The organism is Carnobacterium sp. 17-4, from assembly GCF_000195575.1.
Classification (GTDB): domain Bacteria; phylum Bacillota; class Bacilli; order Lactobacillales; family Carnobacteriaceae; genus Carnobacterium_B.
Genome location: NC_015391.1, coordinates 2,035,375 through 2,055,083, shown reverse-complemented (window position 1 = coordinate 2,055,083; position 19,709 = coordinate 2,035,375). Strand labels below are relative to the sequence as shown.

Annotated in this window: 14 protein-coding genes and 1 pseudogene; all 15 read left to right on the top strand. The window is 33.9% G+C overall.

Annotated elements, in window-relative coordinates; genetic code table 11:
* Complete coding sequence (locus CAR_RS09745) at positions 1 to 990, top strand: LacI family DNA-binding transcriptional regulator (protein WP_041556563.1); 990 nt, start codon at positions 1 to 3, stop codon at positions 988 to 990.
* 209 nt (positions 991 to 1,199) lie between these two features.
* The gene (locus CAR_RS09740) at positions 1,200 to 2,483 is read left to right on the top strand and encodes a sugar ABC transporter substrate-binding protein (protein WP_013711558.1); all 1,284 of its coding nucleotides are present in this window, start codon (positions 1,200 to 1,202) and stop codon (positions 2,481 to 2,483) included.
* Between the two features lie 96 nt (positions 2,484 to 2,579).
* Positions 2,580 to 3,845, top strand: a complete 1,266-nt coding sequence (locus CAR_RS09735) for a carbohydrate ABC transporter permease (protein WP_013711557.1) — start codon at positions 2,580 to 2,582, stop codon at positions 3,843 to 3,845.
* A gap of 2 nt (positions 3,846 to 3,847) precedes the next feature.
* A complete protein-coding gene (locus CAR_RS09730) occupies positions 3,848 to 4,696 on the top strand; it encodes a sugar ABC transporter permease (protein WP_013711556.1) in 849 nt (282 codons plus the stop codon).
* A 73-nt stretch (positions 4,697 to 4,769) separates the two neighbouring features.
* Complete coding sequence (locus tag CAR_RS09725; RefSeq protein WP_013711555.1) at positions 4,770 to 6,833, top strand: beta-galactosidase; 2,064 nt, start codon at positions 4,770 to 4,772, stop codon at positions 6,831 to 6,833.
* A 194-nt stretch (positions 6,834 to 7,027) separates the two neighbouring features.
* Positions 7,028 to 8,407, top strand: a pseudogene (locus CAR_RS09720) (sucrose-specific PTS transporter subunit IIBC); the annotation flags it as partial.
* 28 nt (positions 8,408 to 8,435) lie between these two features.
* Positions 8,436 to 9,857 carry a glycoside hydrolase family 32 protein gene (locus CAR_RS09715; RefSeq protein WP_238526690.1) on the top strand — a complete coding sequence of 474 codons (1,422 nt, stop codon included), beginning with the start codon at positions 8,436 to 8,438 and terminating at the stop codon, positions 9,855 to 9,857.
* A gap of 123 nt (positions 9,858 to 9,980) precedes the next feature.
* Complete coding sequence (locus CAR_RS09710) at positions 9,981 to 10,640, top strand: undecaprenyl diphosphate synthase family protein (RefSeq protein ID WP_013711552.1); 660 nt, start codon at positions 9,981 to 9,983, stop codon at positions 10,638 to 10,640.
* A 204-nt stretch (positions 10,641 to 10,844) separates the two neighbouring features.
* Positions 10,845 to 12,887, top strand: a complete 2,043-nt coding sequence (locus tag CAR_RS09705) for a BglG family transcription antiterminator (RefSeq protein ID WP_041556559.1) — start codon at positions 10,845 to 10,847, stop codon at positions 12,885 to 12,887.
* Entirely contained in the window at positions 12,887 to 13,168 is a 282-nt protein-coding gene (locus CAR_RS09700; RefSeq protein ID WP_013711550.1) for a PTS sugar transporter subunit IIB, read from the top strand. Before CAR_RS09705 ends, CAR_RS09700 begins: the two co-directional genes overlap by 1 nt.
* Before the next feature lie 45 nt (positions 13,169 to 13,213).
* The gene (locus tag CAR_RS09695) at positions 13,214 to 14,566 is read left to right on the top strand and encodes a PTS ascorbate transporter subunit IIC (RefSeq protein WP_013711549.1); all 1,353 of its coding nucleotides are present in this window, start codon (positions 13,214 to 13,216) and stop codon (positions 14,564 to 14,566) included.
* A 372-nt stretch (positions 14,567 to 14,938) separates the two neighbouring features.
* Entirely contained in the window at positions 14,939 to 15,733 is a 795-nt protein-coding gene (locus CAR_RS09690) for a histidinol-phosphatase HisJ family protein (RefSeq protein WP_013711548.1), read from the top strand.
* Between the two features lie 163 nt (positions 15,734 to 15,896).
* On the top strand, positions 15,897 to 17,291 hold the full coding sequence (locus CAR_RS09685; RefSeq protein WP_337999050.1) for a glycoside hydrolase family 1 protein: 1,395 nt from the start codon (positions 15,897 to 15,899) through the stop codon (positions 17,289 to 17,291).
* A gap of 217 nt (positions 17,292 to 17,508) precedes the next feature.
* Positions 17,509 to 18,789, top strand: coding sequence for a PTS cellobiose transporter subunit IIC (celB, locus tag CAR_RS09680; protein WP_013711546.1), 1,281 nt, complete (start codon positions 17,509 to 17,511; stop codon positions 18,787 to 18,789).
* Positions 18,790 to 18,960: 171 nt separating this feature from the next.
* Positions 18,961 to 19,677 (top strand): GntR family transcriptional regulator, encoded by a 717-nt coding sequence (locus CAR_RS09675; RefSeq protein ID WP_013711545.1) that lies wholly within the window; start codon positions 18,961 to 18,963, stop codon positions 19,675 to 19,677.
* Positions 19,678 to 19,709 lie beyond the last annotated feature (32 nt).

Genomic DNA, 19,709 nt, shown 5'->3' with positions numbered 1-19,709 from the left:
ATGGCGACTATAAAAGAAGTTGCACTGGAATCCGGTTATTCTATCGCCACTGTTTCGCGGGTATTAAATAATGACCCAAAATTATCTGTTGGGGATGAAACAAGAGAAAAAATATTTGAAGCAGCCGATAAATTAAATTACCGAAAAAAAATAGTGCAACCTCAAGTAAAGAATATTGCTTTTCTTTATTGGTTGACAGATAAAGAAGAACTTGAAGATGTTTATTTTAAGCAAATACGTTTAGAAATTGAAACATTAGCTAAAAAAAATAATATTGAACTTATAACTTATAAAATTACTGAAGGAATCAAAAGTATCCCAACTAACATTGAAGGATTTATAGCTATAGGTGGTTTTTCTTCTAAGGAATTAGCTCACTTAAGAAAATTGACATCGTGTGGAGTGTTTTTAGATACTGCCCCAGATCCTGATCACTATGATTCAGTCCGACCAGATCTTATACGTATAACCGAACGAGCAATTGATTTCTTCATTGATAAAGGTCATACAGAAATTGGATTTATAGGTGGAAGTTATCATAATCCTGATACAGATGAAGATGAAATGGATATTCGAGAACGGAAGTTTAGACGTTATTTAGAGAATAAAAATTTATTAAAGGAAGAATATATCTTTAGTAAACGTAGATTCTCTGTAGATTCAGGCTATGAACTAATGAATCAAGCAATCACTGAACTTGGAGATAACTTGCCTACTGCATTTTTTATTGCTGCTGATCCAATTGCTGTTGGTTGTCTGCAAGCTTTAAATGAAATCGGGATAGCTATTCCTGATCGTGTGAGTATGATCAGTATGAATAATATCAGTGTAACAAAATATATTTCGCCTCCATTAACTACGTATGCTATAGATACTCATGAAATGTGCAAAAATGCCATTGAGTTATTATTAGAACGAATTATAGAAAAACGTCGTATTGTAAAAACCGTTATTTTGGGCGCAAATTTAATTATTCGAAAAAGTACCTAATAGCAACTTGTAAGCCATTTATTCCCTTTAAAATAAAGGAATAAATGGCTGTTTTTTTGTCGGTAAAACGTTTTACTAAAATTAACTTGTAAAAATAGTAAAACATTTTATTTACTATTTTTACAAGTTGTGATATATTATTTTCAGAAAGCGGTTGCACTTTTTTGGACGTAAACTGCTTTAAAAAATGTGTGAGGGAGTGTTTAAGGATGGGAAAGTATAAAAGATTTGTTAGCTTAATTGGGGCTATTACATTGGGATTAACGTTAGCTGGTTGTGGGCCAAGCGAAAGTTCCGGTACTGAATCAGATACAACTAATAAAAAAAATAATAATGATTATGATTTACTTATTTGGGAAGATGTAGATAAGTCCGAAGGTATTGAAGAAGCTGTTGCAAAATTTGAAGAAGAAAATGATGTGACAATTGAAGTAGTTGAAAAAGCATATGCTTCTCAAAATGAAGATTTACGTTTAGATGGACCAGCAGGAACGGGTCCTGATGTTGTTACTATTCCAGGAGATCAAGTAGGAACTTTAGTAACTGAAGGATTATTAAAAGAGTTAGAAGTTGGAGAGGACATTCAATCTCTTTACACAGAATCAGCTATGCAATCACAAATTGTAGACGGCAAAGTATATGGATTACCTAAAGCAGTTGAAACGACTGTTCTTTATTATAATAAAGATATTATTGCTGAAGAAGACGTTCCAACGGATATAGATGGTTGGTTTGATTTGTCTAAAGAGTTAACAAAAGAGGATAATTATGGATTATTAGCTTTGTGGGATCAAATATATTATGCACAAAGTGTTTTAGGTGGTTACGGTAGTTATGTTTTTGGACAAGATGCTGATGGAAATTATGATGTTTCTGATATTGGTATCAACAATAAAGGCGCAATTGAAGGGGCAGAATATATCCAAAAATTCTATAGTGAAGGGTTATTTCCAACAGGTATAATCGGAGAGCAAGGAATTAGTGTTTTAGATTCTCTTTTCTCAGAAGGAAAAGCAGCGGCTGTTATTTCAGGACCTTGGAATTTAGGACCGTATAAAGATGCTGGAATTAACTATGGTGTTATGGCATTACCTAAACTTTCAAATGGTGAAAATATGAGTTCATTTATTGGAGTGAAGAGCTACAACGTTAGTTCATATTCTGAAAATGCAGAATTAGCACAAGAATTTGTAACATTCCTAGCAAATGAAGAAAATTCAAAAGTTCGCTATGAAAAAACTTTAGAGGTACCTGCTATACAGTCTTTAGCTACTGATCCTGCAGTATTAGAAAATGAAAGTTCACAAGCCGTGGCAGAACAATCTCAATACTCAGAATTAACACCAAATATTCCTGAAATGAATGAAGTTTGGACGCCGGTAGACTCAGCGCTACAAACAATCGCAACGGAAAAATCTACGCCTAAAGAAGCTTTAACACAAGCCGTTGAAACGATAAAAGGACAAATAGAAGCAAATCATAGTGGGAATTAACAAATAGATTAATAGTAAGAAAATGGGGCGAAAAAAATAAACTTTTCTAAATGTAAGAAGAGTTGTCCCATTTTTTTATTTTAATAATAAAAGAGGGTGAAAATATTGGAACACCGAAAAGTAGCTACAACGTTATCCATTATTCCAGGAATTGGTCAATTTTATAACAAACAGATTGTTAAAGGTTTGGTATTCTTGATTGGAGCAATTGCCTTTGGTATAGCTTTTTCAGATTTATTGAATATGGGATTTTGGGGATTATTTACATTAGGAACTGAAGTACCTCGAGATAACTCTATATTTCTTTTAGCGGAAGGTATTATTGCCATTATAGTAACCGTATTTGGCGTTGCATTGTACTACATAAATCTAAGAGATGCCTATACAAATGGAAAATTACGTGATGAAAACTTGCCATTAAATTCAATCAAAGAACAATACCATCAATTGATTGATCAAGGATATCCTTATGTTATCAGTGGACCAGCTTTATTCATCTTAATTTTCGCTGTTATATTTCCGATTTTATTTAGCTTTGCCTTAGCTTTTACAAATTACAATTTGTATAATTCACCACCGGCAAATTTAGTTCAATGGGTAGGATTAGACACGTTTAAAAATATTTTCACAGTTGATATTTGGCGTTCAACTTTTATAGACGTTCTAGGTTGGACAATTGTATGGACTGTTGTTGCTTCAACACTGCAAGTAGCATTAGGAATATTTATGGCTGTTCTAGTCAATCAAAAAGATTTACGCTTCAAAAAAATTATTCGAACTGTACTAGTGTTGCCATGGGCAGTACCTGGATTTGTAACAATTTTGATTTTTGCTGGAATGTTTAATGATAGTTTTGGAGCAATTAATACGACTATTCTAGCAGGTTTTGGACTTGATGCTATTCCTTGGATGACAAATGCGAACTGGACAAGAATTGCGCTATTAATGATGCAAGGTTGGCTAGGATTTCCATATATTTTTGTTGTGACTACAGGTGTACTTCAATCTATACCAGAAGATTTGTATGAAGCAGCTACGATTGATGGAGCTACATCTTTTGGTAAATTCAAACATATTACCTTGCCATTACTATTAACATCTATTGCTCCAATTATTATTACGCAATACACTTTTAATTTCAATAACTTCAATATCATCTATCTCTTTAATGGAGGTGGACCAGCAGTTCCAGGTTCAACTGCAGGAGGAACAGACATTTTAGTTTCGTGGATATATAAATTAACCATGCAATCTAGCCAATATTCTTTAGCTGCTGCACTAACAATTTTACTCTCTGTCTTCGTTATTACTATTGCGTTATGGCAGTTTAGACGGACTAGTTCGTTCAAGGGAGGCGAATAATAATGAGTAATGCAAAAAAACAAAAATTCACTCGTCTATTCTTTACGTATTTGATTTTAGCGATTGTAATGATAGCCATTATCTACCCATTACTTTGGACAGTTGGAGCAAGTTTTAATCCAGGAAATAGTCTAGTGAGTACAACCCTAATTCCAGAGAATCCAACTTTGCATCATTACAGAGAATTATTCGCGGGAAACAAAAATTTACCTTATGTTCAATGGTATATGAATTCAATGAAAATCAGTGTTTTTACTATGATACTTACGGTTATCAGTGTTTCATTTACAGGTTATGCTTTTTCAAGATTCCGGTTTAAAGGAAGGAAGAATGGGTTAACACTTTTTCTGTTATTACAAATGATTCCACAATTTTCAGCTTTGATAGCCCTTTATGTATTAGCTCAAATGTTAGGATTAATGAACAGTCATTGGTTGCTAATCGTTTTATATACAGGAGGACAAATACCAATGAACACTTATCTAATGAAAGGGTATATGGATTCCATACCAATTGATTTAGATGAAAGTGCCCGAATGGATGGCGCAGGTCCTACTAGGATATTTTTACAAATAATTATGCCACTGGCAAAACCAATGTTAGCAGTAGTTGCAATGAATGGATTTACCGGACCGTTGGGAGATTTTGTATTATCTTCAGTAATTTTGAGGAATACAGAATCCTATACTCTTCCAATTGGATTATTTAATTTAGTAAATGATGTACAAGGAGGAAGTTATACAACATTTGCCGCTGGAGCTATATTGATCAGTATCCCAGTAGCTATTATATTTGTCCTATTACAAAAAAACTTTGTTGCTGGTTTAACGGCGGGAGGAACAAAGGGATAACAGATATTTAAGAACAGTAAAGAAATTACACATACTAAAATTAGTTCTGTTAGTCAGAAAGGAGCGATATGTAATGAATGAACGAAAGAAAAAACAAGTAACTAAAGCAAATTTTTTACTGCATGGAGGGGACTATAATCCAGATCAATGGTTGGACTGTCCGGATATTTTAGCAGAAGATTTATCTTTAATGAAATTAGCAAATACAAATACGTATTCTATTGGGATATTTGCATGGAGTGCTTTGGAACCTGAAGAAGATAGTTATACGTTTGAATGGATGGATAAAATAATTGAAGATATTCATCAAAATGGGGGCAATATTATTTTAGCAACTCCAAGTGGCGCGCGCCCTGCTTGGATGTCAGAAAAATATCCTGAAGTATTGCGAGTAAATGAAAATCGTCAAAAACAACTTCAAGGAGCAAGACACAATCACTGTTTTAGTTCAAAAGTTTATAGAGAGAAAACACAAAAAATGAATCGAAAGCTGGCTGAACGGTATGGAGATCACCCAGCATTGATTATGTGGCATATATCGAATGAATATGGGGGGGAGTGTCATTGTGATCTCTGTCAAGAAGCATTTAGAGAGTGGCTTAAGAAAGAATACAACGCAGACTTAAAAGCATTAAATGATGCTTGGTGGGGGCCTTTTTGGAGCCACACATTTACTAGTTGGTCTCAAATACAATCCCCTTCCCCCATTGGAGAAAATGCAGTACATGGATTGAACCTAGATTGGCACCGATTTGTTACAGACCAAACAATAGATTTTTATGAAAATGAAATTGTTCCTATGAGAGAGCTGACACCTGAAATTCCGATAACAACAAACTTTATGGCAGACACTACTGATTTGATTCCCTTCCAAAGCTTGGATTATAGTAAGTTTGCTAAACATGTTGATGTTATTAGTTGGGATGCTTATCCCGCTTGGCACAATGACTGGGAAAGTACTGCTGAACTGGCATCAAAAGTCGCCTTTATTGATGATTTATACAGAAGTTTGAAACAACAGCCTTTTATTTTGATGGAATCTACCCCCAGTGGTGTAAACTGGCATCCAGTAAACAAAGCCAAAAGACCGGGAATGCATTTATTGTCTTCTATGCAAATGCTAGCTCATGGATCAGATAGCATTATGTATTTTCAATGGCGTAAATCAAGAGGATCTTCGGAAAAATTTCATGGAGCAGTTGTAGATCACGATAAAAGTCCAGAAAATAGAGTATTTAAAGATGTATCAGATGTGGGAGCAGTTCTCAAAAAACTAGACAATGTTGTAGGAAGTACACGTTCAGCGGAAGTTGCTTTTTTATATGATTGGGAAAGCAACTGGGCATTAGATCATGCACAAGGCTTTGGATTAGAAACAAAGCAATATCCACAAACAATCCAAAAACAATATCGCTCATTTTGGGAAAAAGATATTGCTGTTGATGTGATCACAAAAGAACAAGATTTTTCAGCTTATCGATTATTGGTAGTACCCATGCTGTATTTAATGAGTGAAGAAACCATCAACCAGTTAAAATCATTTGTCTCAAATGGAGGCGTCCTCGTTTCAGGCTACATGACTGGTTTGGTTGATGAACATGATTTAGCTTACCTAGGAGGTTGGCCTGAGCAATTACAGGAAATTTTTGGAATGAAACCTTTGGAAACTGATACACTTTATCCTAAAGATAAAAATGAAATTCAATATAAAGGGAAAAATTATCTTTTAAAAGAGTACGCTACTATAATAGAGGTTGAGGATGCAACGGTTATAGGCACTTATCAGGAAGATTTTTATGCTCATACTCCAGCTATTACGAAGCATGCTTATGGAAAAGGTGAATCATACTATATTGGTGGGCGATTAGAGCATAGTTTTTATGAAGACTTTTACGGACAACTAATAGAAGAGCTGAATTTGAAACCAAAATTATTCATTCAGCATGATAAAGGAGTATCCGTTCAAACTCGACAAACTGAAGAAGAAGATATTACGTTTGTAATGAATTTTTCAGAAGAAGAACAAAAAATTGTCCTAACAGAAACAGTAAAAGATAGTTTGAATGATACAATTTTATCTGGTGAGGTTATATTAGATCCCTATGGTTTCAAAGTGTTATCTAAAAAAATAAAGTGAAATATAAATTAAACCCAATCCTATCTTAGATACACGGAGATAGGATTGTTTTTTGATAAATATGTTACTATAAAAATTGGAATTAAAGCACTATCAATTATTTAAAAGTATAAAGTAATTTTGTAGACAAAGTAAATGAAATCGGTTAAACTAAAAACAGAAACCGGTTCCAAAAAAGAAAAGGAGGAAAAGTCATGTCGAATAATAAAGAAATAGCAAAAGAAGTTATTGCAGCAGTTGGTGGAAAAGAGAATATTCGTTCTGTAGCTCATTGTGCAACTAGATTAAGGATTATGGTGAACGATGAAAATAAAATAGATAAGAATGAAGTAGAAGGTATTGAGAAAGTAAAGGGTGCATTTTATAATTCAGGACAATTTCAAATCATTTTTGGAACCGGTACCGTTAATAAGATATATGAAGAAGTTATTGGCTTAGGTGTCAATGAAGGATCAACGGGTGAAATGAAACAGGAAGCAAAGAAACAAGGGAATGCCTTCCAACGTGTAATTCGTACATTTGGTGATGTGTTTGTTCCTATTATTCCCGTATTAGTTGCTACTGGGTTGTTTATGGGATTACGTGGATTATTGACGCAAGAACAGGTTTTAGCTGTCTTTGGAATGGTACCAACTGATATTAGCCCTAATTTTTTATTATATACTCAAGTGTTAACGGATACAGCTTTTGCTTTTTTACCAGCTTTAGTTGCTTGGTCTTCGTTTAAAGTATTTGGTGGGTCTCCAGTTATTGGGATCGTTTTAGGATTAATGTTAGTTAATCCATCTCTTCCAAATGCTTATGAAGTTGCAGGTGGAACAGCAGACCCCATCACAATGTTTGGATTTATTCCAGTCGTTGGTTATCAAGGAACAGTTTTACCGGCCTTTATTGCTGGTTTTGTAGGAGCAAAAGTAGAAAGATGGATCCGCAAACGGGTACCAGAAACGCTTGATCTTCTGCTTACCCCATTCACAACATTATTGATTATGAGTATTTTGTCATTGTTTATCATCGGACCAGTTTTCCACTCTTTGGAAGAGGTCGTATTAAATGCAACTATTTGGGTATTAGGATTGCCGTTTGGTTTAGCAGGGTTAGTTATAGGAGCAGTAAATCAACTGATTGTTGTAACAGGAATTCATCATCTCTTCAACTTCTTGGAGATTCAATTGCTAGCCAATACTGGTGTGAACCCATATAACGGAATTATTACAGCCAGTGTTGCAGCACAAGGTGGAGCTTCATTAGCTGTAGCTATGAAGACAAAATCTAAAAAATTAAAAGCATTAGCCTATCCTTCTACCTTATCTGCTTTCTTAGGTATTACTGAGCCAGCCGTATTTGGAGTGAATTTACGATATGTTAAACCGTTTGTCTTTGCATTAGTTGGTGGAGGAATCGGTGGTTTCTTCGGTGATCTAGTTGGATTGGAAGCAACGGGTATGTCGGTAACCGTTATTCCAGGAACATTACTTTACTTGAATGACCAAATCCTTCTCTATATTTTGACGAACGTTATCGCGATTGCTGTAGCATTTACACTAACTTATTTATTTGGTTACAGTGACAAAATGAAAGAAGAAATAGAAGGCTGAAAGGATGTATAGATCTATGGAACAAATCAATAAGCTGAAACAATATGAGTTGGGTTACCATATTCGACCACCTAAAGGATTGCTAAATGATCCAAACGGACTTGTTCAGTATAAAGGTGTTTATCATGTCTTCTATCAATGGAATCAAACGGATACGACACACCAGTCAAAAAGCTGGGGTCACATGACAACGAAAGATTTTATTCGTTGGGAAACTCATCAGCCTGCGCTAGAACCTGTTGATTGGTATGATCAAGACGGCTGTTACTCTGGAAGTGCCATCGTTTTTGAAGAAAAATTGTATTTATTCTACACTGGAAATGTTAGAGATGCGAACGGGGAACGCAAAAGTTATCAATGCTTAGCTGTTTCAGAAGATGGTATCCATTTTGAGAAAAAAGGACCGGTTTTAGAGCACCCAATAAAAGGCTACACCGCCCACGTTAGAGATCCAAAAGTTTGGCAAGGAAAAGACGGCAACTGGTGGATGGTCTTAGGAGCACAAAAAGAAGAAACTTTAACGGGTGATGCATTGATGTACCAGTCTACTAATTTAATCGACTGGACCTTAACTGGATCGTTGATGGATGAAACCCTCTCACTAGGGTATATGTGGGAATGCCCGGATGTCTTTAAATTAGATGACAAAGATGTATTTGCATTTTCTCCACAAGGTTTAAAAGCTGAGGGAGAAAAATACAATAATATCTATCAATCTGGCTATTTTACAGGGGAATTAGTTGATAACGGCAAATTTGTAAAGGATGAGCAACCTTTTAAAGAATTGGATTATGGTTTTGAATTTTATGCACCACAAACCTTTAGTGATGAAGTTGGACGCACGATTCTATATGGTTGGGTTGGTGTTATGGAGCCTGAAGTTGAAGCATCAGTACCTACTAGAAAGAATGGCTGGCTGCATGCATTGTCAATTCCACGAGAGGTGAAATATGAAAATGGAAAACTTATCCAATACCCCATTGCTGAAACAACTCATTTAAGAGAAAAAAATCCTGTAGTTATCAAAAGTACCCAAGATGAAAGGATTACGTTAGCTTCACTCCAACAAGATATTCTTATTGAATGGGGTTCAGCATCAACGGATTTTGTCATCCATTTAAGAAATGAAATTGAGATCAACTATCAAGCAGCAACTAAAAAATTAACTGTAGTACGAACAAATTGGCTGACCAATAATAAAGAAGAAAGAACAACTTTTTTAACAAATGATTTGATGGAATTGCGATTATTGATGGAAAGTTCAATGGTAGAGATGTTTTTGAATAAAGGAGAAGAAGCATTTACATTAAGATACTTTACAACCGAAACGAACCAGTCGTTTAGCTTTGAGCATCTAAATGAAAAAGTAGAAAAGACCATTACTAGCTATGCTCTTCGTTCATTTATAGTGAAGAATAGGAGTTAAATGCAAAAAACCATTCAAAATAAATTATTTTGAGTGGTTTTTTTGTAGAATAAAGTGATTTATTATTTATTTAGCACGAATTCAGTTACAATAATAGGATGATGAGTTAAAGGGGGAAATCAAATGGCAACATACAAATATCTGCCTAAACATATTGGTATTATTCCAGATGGCAATAGACGATGGGCTCAAGAAAATGGGTTTAAAAAGCAAGAAGGCTACAAATTTGGCATAGAACCTGGATTAGAACTGTACCATCTTTGTTTAGAATTAGGCATTGAAGAAATGACCTTTTATGGTTTTACTGTAGACAATACCAAACGACCAGCTGAACAAACAAAAGCCTTCCAAAAGGCTTGCGTAGATGCAGTCAATAAACTAAAAGACAGAGATGCAGATCTGCTGGTTGTTGGAAATACTAATTCCCCATTGTTTCCAAAAGAATTGCTCCCTTATACTAAACGGACTAAATTTGGAAAAGGGTTAATGAAAATCAACTTTTTAGTGAATTACGGCTGGAATTGGGATTTAAACTATGGTATAAAACAAAACGATTTTGATCCTAAACAAGATAGTACAAAAAATATTGCATCTTCAGATATCTCTAGAATGGATCTTATCATACGATGGGGTGGCAGAAGAAGATTAAGTGGATTCTTACCGATCCAATCAATCTACTCTGATTTTTATGTAGCTGAAGAAATGTGGCCAGATTACAATCTCAATCAAGTACATGCAGCATTGCAGTGGTATCAAGACCAAGATATTACATTAGGTGGATAAAAAGTCGAACAGAAAATTTAAGTTAGTGTAAATAAAATGAAGCAAACCTAATCTCCTGTTTTTAGGATTAGGTTTGCTTCATTTATGTAAAAATTCAAGTTGAGCACAGTAATTCAAGAAAACGATTACACAACTTGGGTTTAAATCTCATTGATATAGAATGGGTAGACTATTATAGTTGATTTATGAAGAGGAGGTACTCTTTTGTTTGATGAAAGAGCTTACAGGCTATTCGAAGAAATAACGTTACATGATAAGATAAGTAAATTTGAAGTTATGAGAGTACTAAATCTAACTGAAAGACAACTTCAATATGATTTAGATAAGGTCAATGATGCATTGCAAATGATGAGTTTACCTGTAATTAGAATAGAAAGTCAAAGTTTCTTTATAGATAATATATTAAAGAAACGAATCGAAATAGGATTGCCATTAAACATCAATGCAAAGCAATTCGTTATACCTGAAGATACTCGAAGCCTTTTGATTTACTTATACACCTATATTAGAAGTGAAGCACTATCAAATTACCACTATCAATTATTGTTAGGTGTAAGTAAAAACACTGCTTTAACAGATGTGAAAAAAGCAAAATTAAGCTGTGAAGAGTGGGATATCAGTCTAATTTATTCAAGAAAGGAGGGGTATCACTTAAAGGGGACTGAGAATAACAAATGGAAATACGCTTCATATTGTATTGATTACTTATTATCACAGCCCTTAGGAAAAGAACTGATTATTTTGATTATTAAAGCTTGGCGAAAAGAAGAAGAGCTTGTACTCGTTCAACAAGCAGTCGATAGATTAGTAAAAGAAAATCAATTAAAACTAGTTAAAAGTAGAAAAGCAGAAATGATCCTGCATATTCTCTTCGTTAAATTGAGAAATAAAACAGAAAACTTTCAATACTCTGAATTTGAAAAGCAATTATTACAAAGACAGTTATTATTTGAAAATGGAAAACAATTAGCGGCATCTTTGTTTAATGGGAAAATTGAAACTGTGGTGTATTTTTTTACTATTCAATTACTAATCACACAAGAAGAAATAAAGGATAAGGAAAACCCCTTTCTTGAGGAATTAGCAGAACAAATTATTGAAGAATTTGAAAAAAGTACTTTATTGCCTATGCACTACAAAAAACAACTAAAAATTAGTTTGTATAATCACCTTGTTCCAGCATTCTTTAGAATTACATTTGCCGTTCCATTGGTCAATCCTATGGTAACAAGAATTAAAACAGAATATGCTGATTTATTTGAATTTGTAAAAAGAGCCTTAGAGCCATTATCAGCTTTGACGGGAAAAATGATTAGTGAAACGGAAATAAGTTTTTTTACATTACACTTTGGTGGTTACCTAGAAAAAAACAAAGAAAAGGAACCAGAAAAAATAAATGCACTCGTTATCTGCTCAAATGGAGTTAGTACATCAATCATGCTTCGTTCACAATTGCAGGACATGTTTCCAAGTATTCAATTCTCTCGTGTTCATACCATTGAACAAATTTATCATATTCCAATCACTGATTATGATTTGATTTTTTCAACAGTAGAAGTGATTTCAATCAAACCAGTTTACCGAGTAAAACCCTTACTAACAGATATTGAAAAAAATCACCTAATTCAATCTATAGCTACTCAATTTCCAAGATTAAATTTAAAAAATATTTCAATTGATCAGTTAATGAAAATAGTCCATAAATATACAGAAGTAATAGATGAGGAAAAGTTATTATCAGAACTAATTACTCTCATTCATTCAAGAGAAATAGAAAAGGGGGCTTATAAGCCAATGCTTTCAGAATTATTAACTAAAGATATGATTCAATTTACAAATCAAGAAATGGATTGGAAAAATGCAATTACTAAGGCTGCTCAGCCTTTAGTTGACTCTAACAAAGTTCAATCAGGATATGTGGAAGCTATGATAAAAAATGTTGAGGAAATTGGAACTTACATTCATATAGGTAAAGGAATTGCAATCCCACATGCAAGACCTGAAGCGGGTGTGAACAGTTTAGGTATTTCATTTTTAAGAACGACTACTCCTGTATTGCTATTGGATAAAGAAGAGCATAAAATTGATATTTTTATTTGTTTAGCCGCTATTGATAATCAGGCTCATTTGAAAGCTTTAGCACAAATTACGAAACTTTTAAGCAATGATGTGACATTAAATGCTATTAAAGAATCAAAAACAGCAGAAGAGATTATTAGTATTATAAAAAAGGGAGAAGATGAATAATGAAAATTTTAGCAGTTTGTGGCCAAGGATTAGGAACAAGTTTTATGGTGGAAATGAACATTAATCAAGTATTAGGCGAATTAGGCGTTACAGATGTAGAGGTTTCACATTCTGACTTAAGTTCTGCACAACCAGGAGATGCAGATATCTTTTTCTTAGCTAAAGATATTGCTGAAGGTGGAGAACAGTTAGGAAATATTGTTATTTTGGACAGTATCATTGATATTGATGAATTAAGAGAAAAAGTAAAAAAAGCACTTGAAGAAAAAGGTGTGCTTTAAGAAGTTGTGCAAGAGAAATTAATAAATGAATAGGAGATAAAAAATATGAATACTCTAATTGATGTTTTAAGTGCACCTTCCATTTTAGTTGCTTTTATTGCGCTTGTAGGTCTCTTGGTTCAAAAGAAAAAAACGTCAGATGTTATAAAGGGCACAGTTAAAACATTTGTTGGGTTCTTAGTTATACAAGCAGGTGCAGGAATATTAGAAACGTCTTTGGCACCATTTGGTTTAATGTTCCAAGAAGCTTTTAATATTGCAGGAGTCGTTCCAAATAACGAAGCAATTGTCGCATTAGCATTAACTGAATATGGAACGAATACTGCTTTAATCATGTTTTTCGGGATGGTTGCTAATATCCTAATTGCACGATTTACTAGATTCAAATACATCTTTTTAACAGGACATCATACCCTATATATGGCTTGTATGTTAGCTGTAATAATGGCTGTAGCTGGATTTAATACAATTCCATTAATTATTGCGGGTTCTGTAGCATTAGGTATCATTATGACTTTATCGCCAGCTATCGTTCAACCATTTATGCGTGAATTAACAGGAAATGATAATGTAGCACTAGGACATTTTAGTGCAGTAGGTTATGCATTAAGTGGCTATGTTGGAAGAATTTTTAAAAAGGATAAAGAACATTCTACTGAGAATATCAATTTTCCAAAAGGGTTAGGGTTCTTACGTGATAGTACAGTAAGTATCGCGATTACGATGATCGTCATGTACTTTATCGTTGCTATCTTTGCTGGACCTGAATTTATTGAAGCAGAACTTAGTGGCGGAACAAATTTCTTAGTATTTTCACTAATACAAGCAGGTAACTTTGCAGCTGGAGTATTTGTAATCTTAGCTGGTGTTCGTTTAGTTCTAGCAGAAATTGTACCAGCATTTAAAGGGATTTCTACAAAATTAGTTCCAAATGCTAAACCAGCGCTTGATGTTCCTATTATTTTTACTTTTGCTCCCAATGCTGTATTGATTGGTTTCTTCTCTAGCTTTTTAGGAGGGATCGTTAGTTTAGCTATCATGTTGGCTGTAGGAAGTACAGTTATTTTACCAGGAGTAGTTCCTCATTTCTTTACAGGAGCTGCCGCTGGAGTATTCGGAAACACTACAGGCGGAATCAAAGGATCTATAGCAGGTTCATTTGTTAATGGCGTAATTGTTTCATTCTTACCATTGTTATTGATGCCTGTACTAGGAGATTTAGGTTTTGCAAGTACAACCTTCTCTGATGCAGATTTTGGTGTTAGTGGCTTATTCTTTGGAACACTAGCCAACTATGCAGGACCAATCGCTATCGTTGTGAGTCTGGTTGTTATTCTTGCATTAATGGCAATACCTTTTAAAAAGAAAACAGCTAAAGTAGAAACTAAACAAAGTTAATTCGAAAAAAAAAGAGAAAAGTAAATGGTTCTGTATTAAACTAGATAAGGTAATCCATTCAATCGGATTATCTTATTTTTTAGGTTCTATAATTTTTTAGTATTGATAATAGAAGAATAAATAAGCTTAGTTGAAATTTTTGGAGGAATAAGGATTGCTTGTAATCATGTTTGCATTCAATATTAATTAAAGAGCGTTAGCGCTTTAGCGATTACGTTTTTTTTGAGGCTTGAAATCCTTAAGACAACAGGCTTAAGGCGGTGCCATGGTTCTACACAAGCAATCCTGTCATTCCATAAGAAATTTTTTTTTGAACTACTAACACCATTTGGATAGTACAGTTGTTTAGAGTAGATTAAGGAGTGGAAGGTTATGTATCTTGCAGATTACCATCACCACACGGATAACTCATTTGATTCTCAAGCACAAATGAATGAAGTGTGTGAACAAGCTATAAAAATAGGATTAGATGAAATTTGTTTTACTGAGCATTTTTCCGTAAACCCTAAAGCCCCAACGTATGGTCATATGAATTTTAACCGCTATTTTTCTCAGCTAGAAGAGTGTCGTGAATTATTTGGGACGCAATTAGTAGTTAAAGCTGGAATTGAATTATGCGAACCACATTTGATGAAAGAAGAATACGAAGAGGCTTTAGCGTACTTAGAATTCGATTTTATTATGGGTTCAGTTCATAATATCAAAGAAGAAAAATTACGTACGTTTATGCTAAATAAAACGAAGGAAGAAATCTATCAACAGTATTTCGAAGAGGTTTATACAATGGTTGCTGACGCTGATATTGATGTGATTGCACATTTAGACCTAATTAAGCGTTATGCAGTAGAGTCAGTGGGCAATTATGATTTTATTACCTACAAACCTATTATCGAAAAAATAGTACGTAAAGCAATTGAACGTGGTATTGGGATTGAAATCAACACATCTGGATTAGCAAAAAAAGCATTAAATGAAACGTTACCTTCAATGGATGTTTTACGATTGTATCATTCATTAGGGGGAACGATTTTAACGATAGGCTCTGATTCACATTTCTCAGAAACAGTAGGGTCAAATCAAGAAACAGCTATTGAGATGGCAAAAGAAATTGGATTTGAAGGGATAACTGTCTTTAAAAAAAGAATTCCGAGTAAAATTTATTTCTAGTGGGTATAAAAAGAGAGAATAGCCTTAATGGGTATTCTCTTTTTTTTATTTTTAAAATATAGCGCTAACATCTTGTAATATTCCGTTTATAAATGTATACTTGTTTTATGCAAAAGACTAGACAATTAGTCTGGTTGTGAAGATAAAAAAAGGAGTGTTTAATATAATGAAGTATGAATTTCCAGAAGGGTTCTGGTGGGGATCTGCAGCTAGTGGACCGCAAACAGAAGGCGTTTTTGAAGGCGATAACAAAGGGGATAATATTTGGGATCATTGGTACCGTGAAGAACCAGAAAAATTCTTTAACCAAGTAGGACCAGAGAAAACTTCTTACTTTTATGAAAAATATAAAGAAGATATTCAACTTATGAAAGAAACAGGACATACAACATTTAGAACTTCTATTCAATGGAGCCGTTTAATTCCGAATGGCACAGGAGAAGTCAATCAAAAAGCTGTTGAATTTTATAATGATGTAATCAATGAATTGCTTGCAAACGATATTGAACCTTTTATTAACTTATACCACTTTGATATGCCTATGAAATTACAAGAAAAAGGCGGTTGGTTAAATAGAGAAACAGTGGATGCTTATGTAGAATTTGCTGAAAAATGTTTTGAGTTATTTGGTGATCGAGTTAAAAAATGGTTTACACATAATGAACCTATTGTACCGGTTGAAGGTGGATACTTATATCAATTCCATTATCCAAATGAAGTGAATATGAAAAAAGCTGTTCAAGTTGCTTATCATGAAGTGCTTTCAAGTGCTAAAGCGATTAAAGTTTATCATGAAATGAAATTAGATGGTGAAATTGGGATCATCCTAAACTTGACACCAAGTTATCCTAGAGATGAAACAAATCCTGAAGATGTAAAAGCAGCACAACTTGCAGATGCATTCTTTAATCGTTCATTTTTAGATCCTTCAGTTAAAGGGGAATTCCCAGCAGACTTAGTTGAATTATTAAAAGAAATTGATCATTTACCAGTGATTGAAGAAGGCGATTTAGAAATAATCAAAAATAATACGGTTGATTTGTTAGGTGTTAATTACTACCAACCTCGTCGAATCAAAGCGAAAGAATCCTCAGAAAAACTAGCTGATGGTCCTATGCCAGATGACTATTTTGACAATTACATCAAACCTGATCGTAAAATGAATCCATACCGCGGATGGGAGATTTACGAAAAAGGAGTCTATGATATTCTAACGAACTTAAGAGAAAACTATGGCAATATTCGTTGTTACATCTCTGAAAATGGAATGGGTGTAGAAGGAGAAGAAGCTTATATTAACCCTGATGGAAGTATAGAAGATGATTACCGTATTGAGTTTGTAAAAGATCATCTAACATATATGCATCAAGCGATTCAAGAAGGCAGCAATGTAAAAGGTTACCATATGTGGACATGTATGGATAACTGGTCATGGACAAATGCTTATAAAAACCGATATGGATTTATAGCCGTTGATATTGAAAATGAAGGGAAAAGAACGGTTAAGAAGAGTGGACGTTGGTTTAAAGACGTATCCGACGCTAACGGTTTTGACTAATCAACTTATTAAAAAGCATAATTCCCAAAAGGGAATTATGCTTTTTTTAATAAGTTTAGTTTTTTTAAATAAAAGACTAGACATATAAAAATTAAAATGATATTATTTATATGTAATCGATTTCAATTAATTGATAAAAACTAAAAAGAGGCCTCTTTTTAGTTAGAAATACTAAATAATACTTGATAGAGAATAAAAAGAGAAAAGAGGAATACTAGTGAATGGATTTATTGATATGCTTGGTGAAAAATTACTTCCTATTGCCGGAAAATTAGGCGAAAATCGTTACCTTAAAGTTTTACGTGACGCATTTATGCTTGCTTTTCCAATTACCATGTTTGGTTCGATTGTAGTTGTATTAAATAACTTGCCATTTTTCAGTGATGCTACAAAAGGTACTTTAGGGAACTTGTTCGGTAATGGACAAAATGCTACAATGTCGATTATGACCATTTTTGTTACATTTGGTATAGGTTATTATTTGAGCAAATCATATGATGTCGAAGGTATCTTCGGTGGAGCAGTTTCATTAGCTTCTTACTTGATTTTGACACCATTCTCAATGGTAACTGAATCAGGCGAAGCAGTAACTGGAGTGTTGTCTTTAGACCGTTTAGGTGCAAAAGGGATGTTCATCGGTATGATCGCAGCATTTGTTGCAGCTGAGATCTATACACGTGTTGTAAAAAAAGGTATTGTTATTAAAATGCCTGACGGTGTTCCACCGGCAGTTGCAAATTCATTTGCAGCCTTGTTACCTGCTATTATTACTTTAACAACTTTCTTGTTGCTTAATGCAGCAGTTATTGGTTTCTTCAATACAAACTTACATGATGTTGTTTATACAGCTATTCAACAGCCTTTAACAGCTCTTGGTAGTGGATTACCAGCTACATTGATTGCCGTATTCTTCGTGCAATTCTTATGGTTCTTTGGATTACATGGTCAAATTATTGTTAACTCAGTAATGGACCCAATCTGGAACACATTAGCTTTAGAAAACCTTGATGCTTATAAAGCTGGCGAAGCTTTACCACATATTGTAACTAAACCATTTATGGAAATTTACACTGTTGGTATGGGTGGATCTGGTAGTACATTAATTGTTGTATTATTGTTAGCCTTCATTATGAAGAGCAAACAAAATAAAGAAATCGGTCGCTTAGCTTTAGGACCTGCAATCTTTAACGTTAATGAACCATTGATCTTCGGAATGCCGTTAGTATTAAATGCTTCTATCTTTATTCCTTGGATTCTTGCTCCTTTAGTAACAACAGCATTCAACTACGCTATGATGTCTACAGGAATATTCCCAATTCCAACAGGAGTTACAGTACCGTGGACAATACCAGTTATTATTAATGGAATTATGGCTACAAGTTCAGTAATGGGTGGAGTACTTCAAGTTATCGATATGGCTCTTATCGGATTGATTTGGTTCCCATTCCTTAAATTAGTTGATAAAGTAAATCTAAATATTGTTTCTATGGCTGATTAATAATAGATAAAAGGCATAAAGCAAAGAATAAAGAAGAACTTGCCTCTTTAGGTAGGTTCTTTTTTACTATAGATTTTTAAGCGAAACAGTCTTTTTTTTATCAAAAGGCTAGTCTTATTATTTTAATTAAGCTATGATGATTGTGAGCGTGAGAACAAGGAGGTAACCACTATGGTAAAGTACGAAGCAATAGCAGATGAAATAAGAAATCGCATTACAAATGGCGAATATAAAGTGGAATCTCTTATCCCAGATCAAGTAACCCTATCAGAAGAATTTAAAGTTAGCAGAATGACAATAAAAAAAGCACTAGATATCTTGGCTATGGAAGGATTAATTTATCGTCAACGTGGTTCTGGAACATTTGTGATGAAAAATTCTCCTTTAAACGAAAAAAATTCTGCTGTTAATGAGTACGATGGTTTAACCAAACAAATGCAAGGACATAAGTTAGAAAGTAAAATAATTAAATTCACAGTTGAATTCCCAAATGAAGAAATCATGGAACATTTGATGATTGAAAAAAATATGCCGGTGTATAATCTAATTAGGTTAAGAATCCTTGATGATAAGCCTTATGTTCTAGAACACACTTACATGCCAACAGATTTGGCAGTCGGATTAACGGAAGACATCATTGAAGGTTCAATCTATAAATATCTTCACGATGAATTAAATATAAGTTTTAGTGGGGCATATCGTAAAATTCGTGCAGACAAGTCCTCTAAATACGATCAAGAATATTTAAATTGTGGTGTTCATGATCCTGTATTAGAAGTTGAACAAATCGTGTACTTAAAAGATGGTCGACCTTTTGAGCATTCACGAAGTCGCCATCGTTATGATACACGTAGTTTTACGTTTATAGATATGAATCAAAAATTTTAAAAGAATAGAACTCTCAAAGCAAGGGGGAGGAA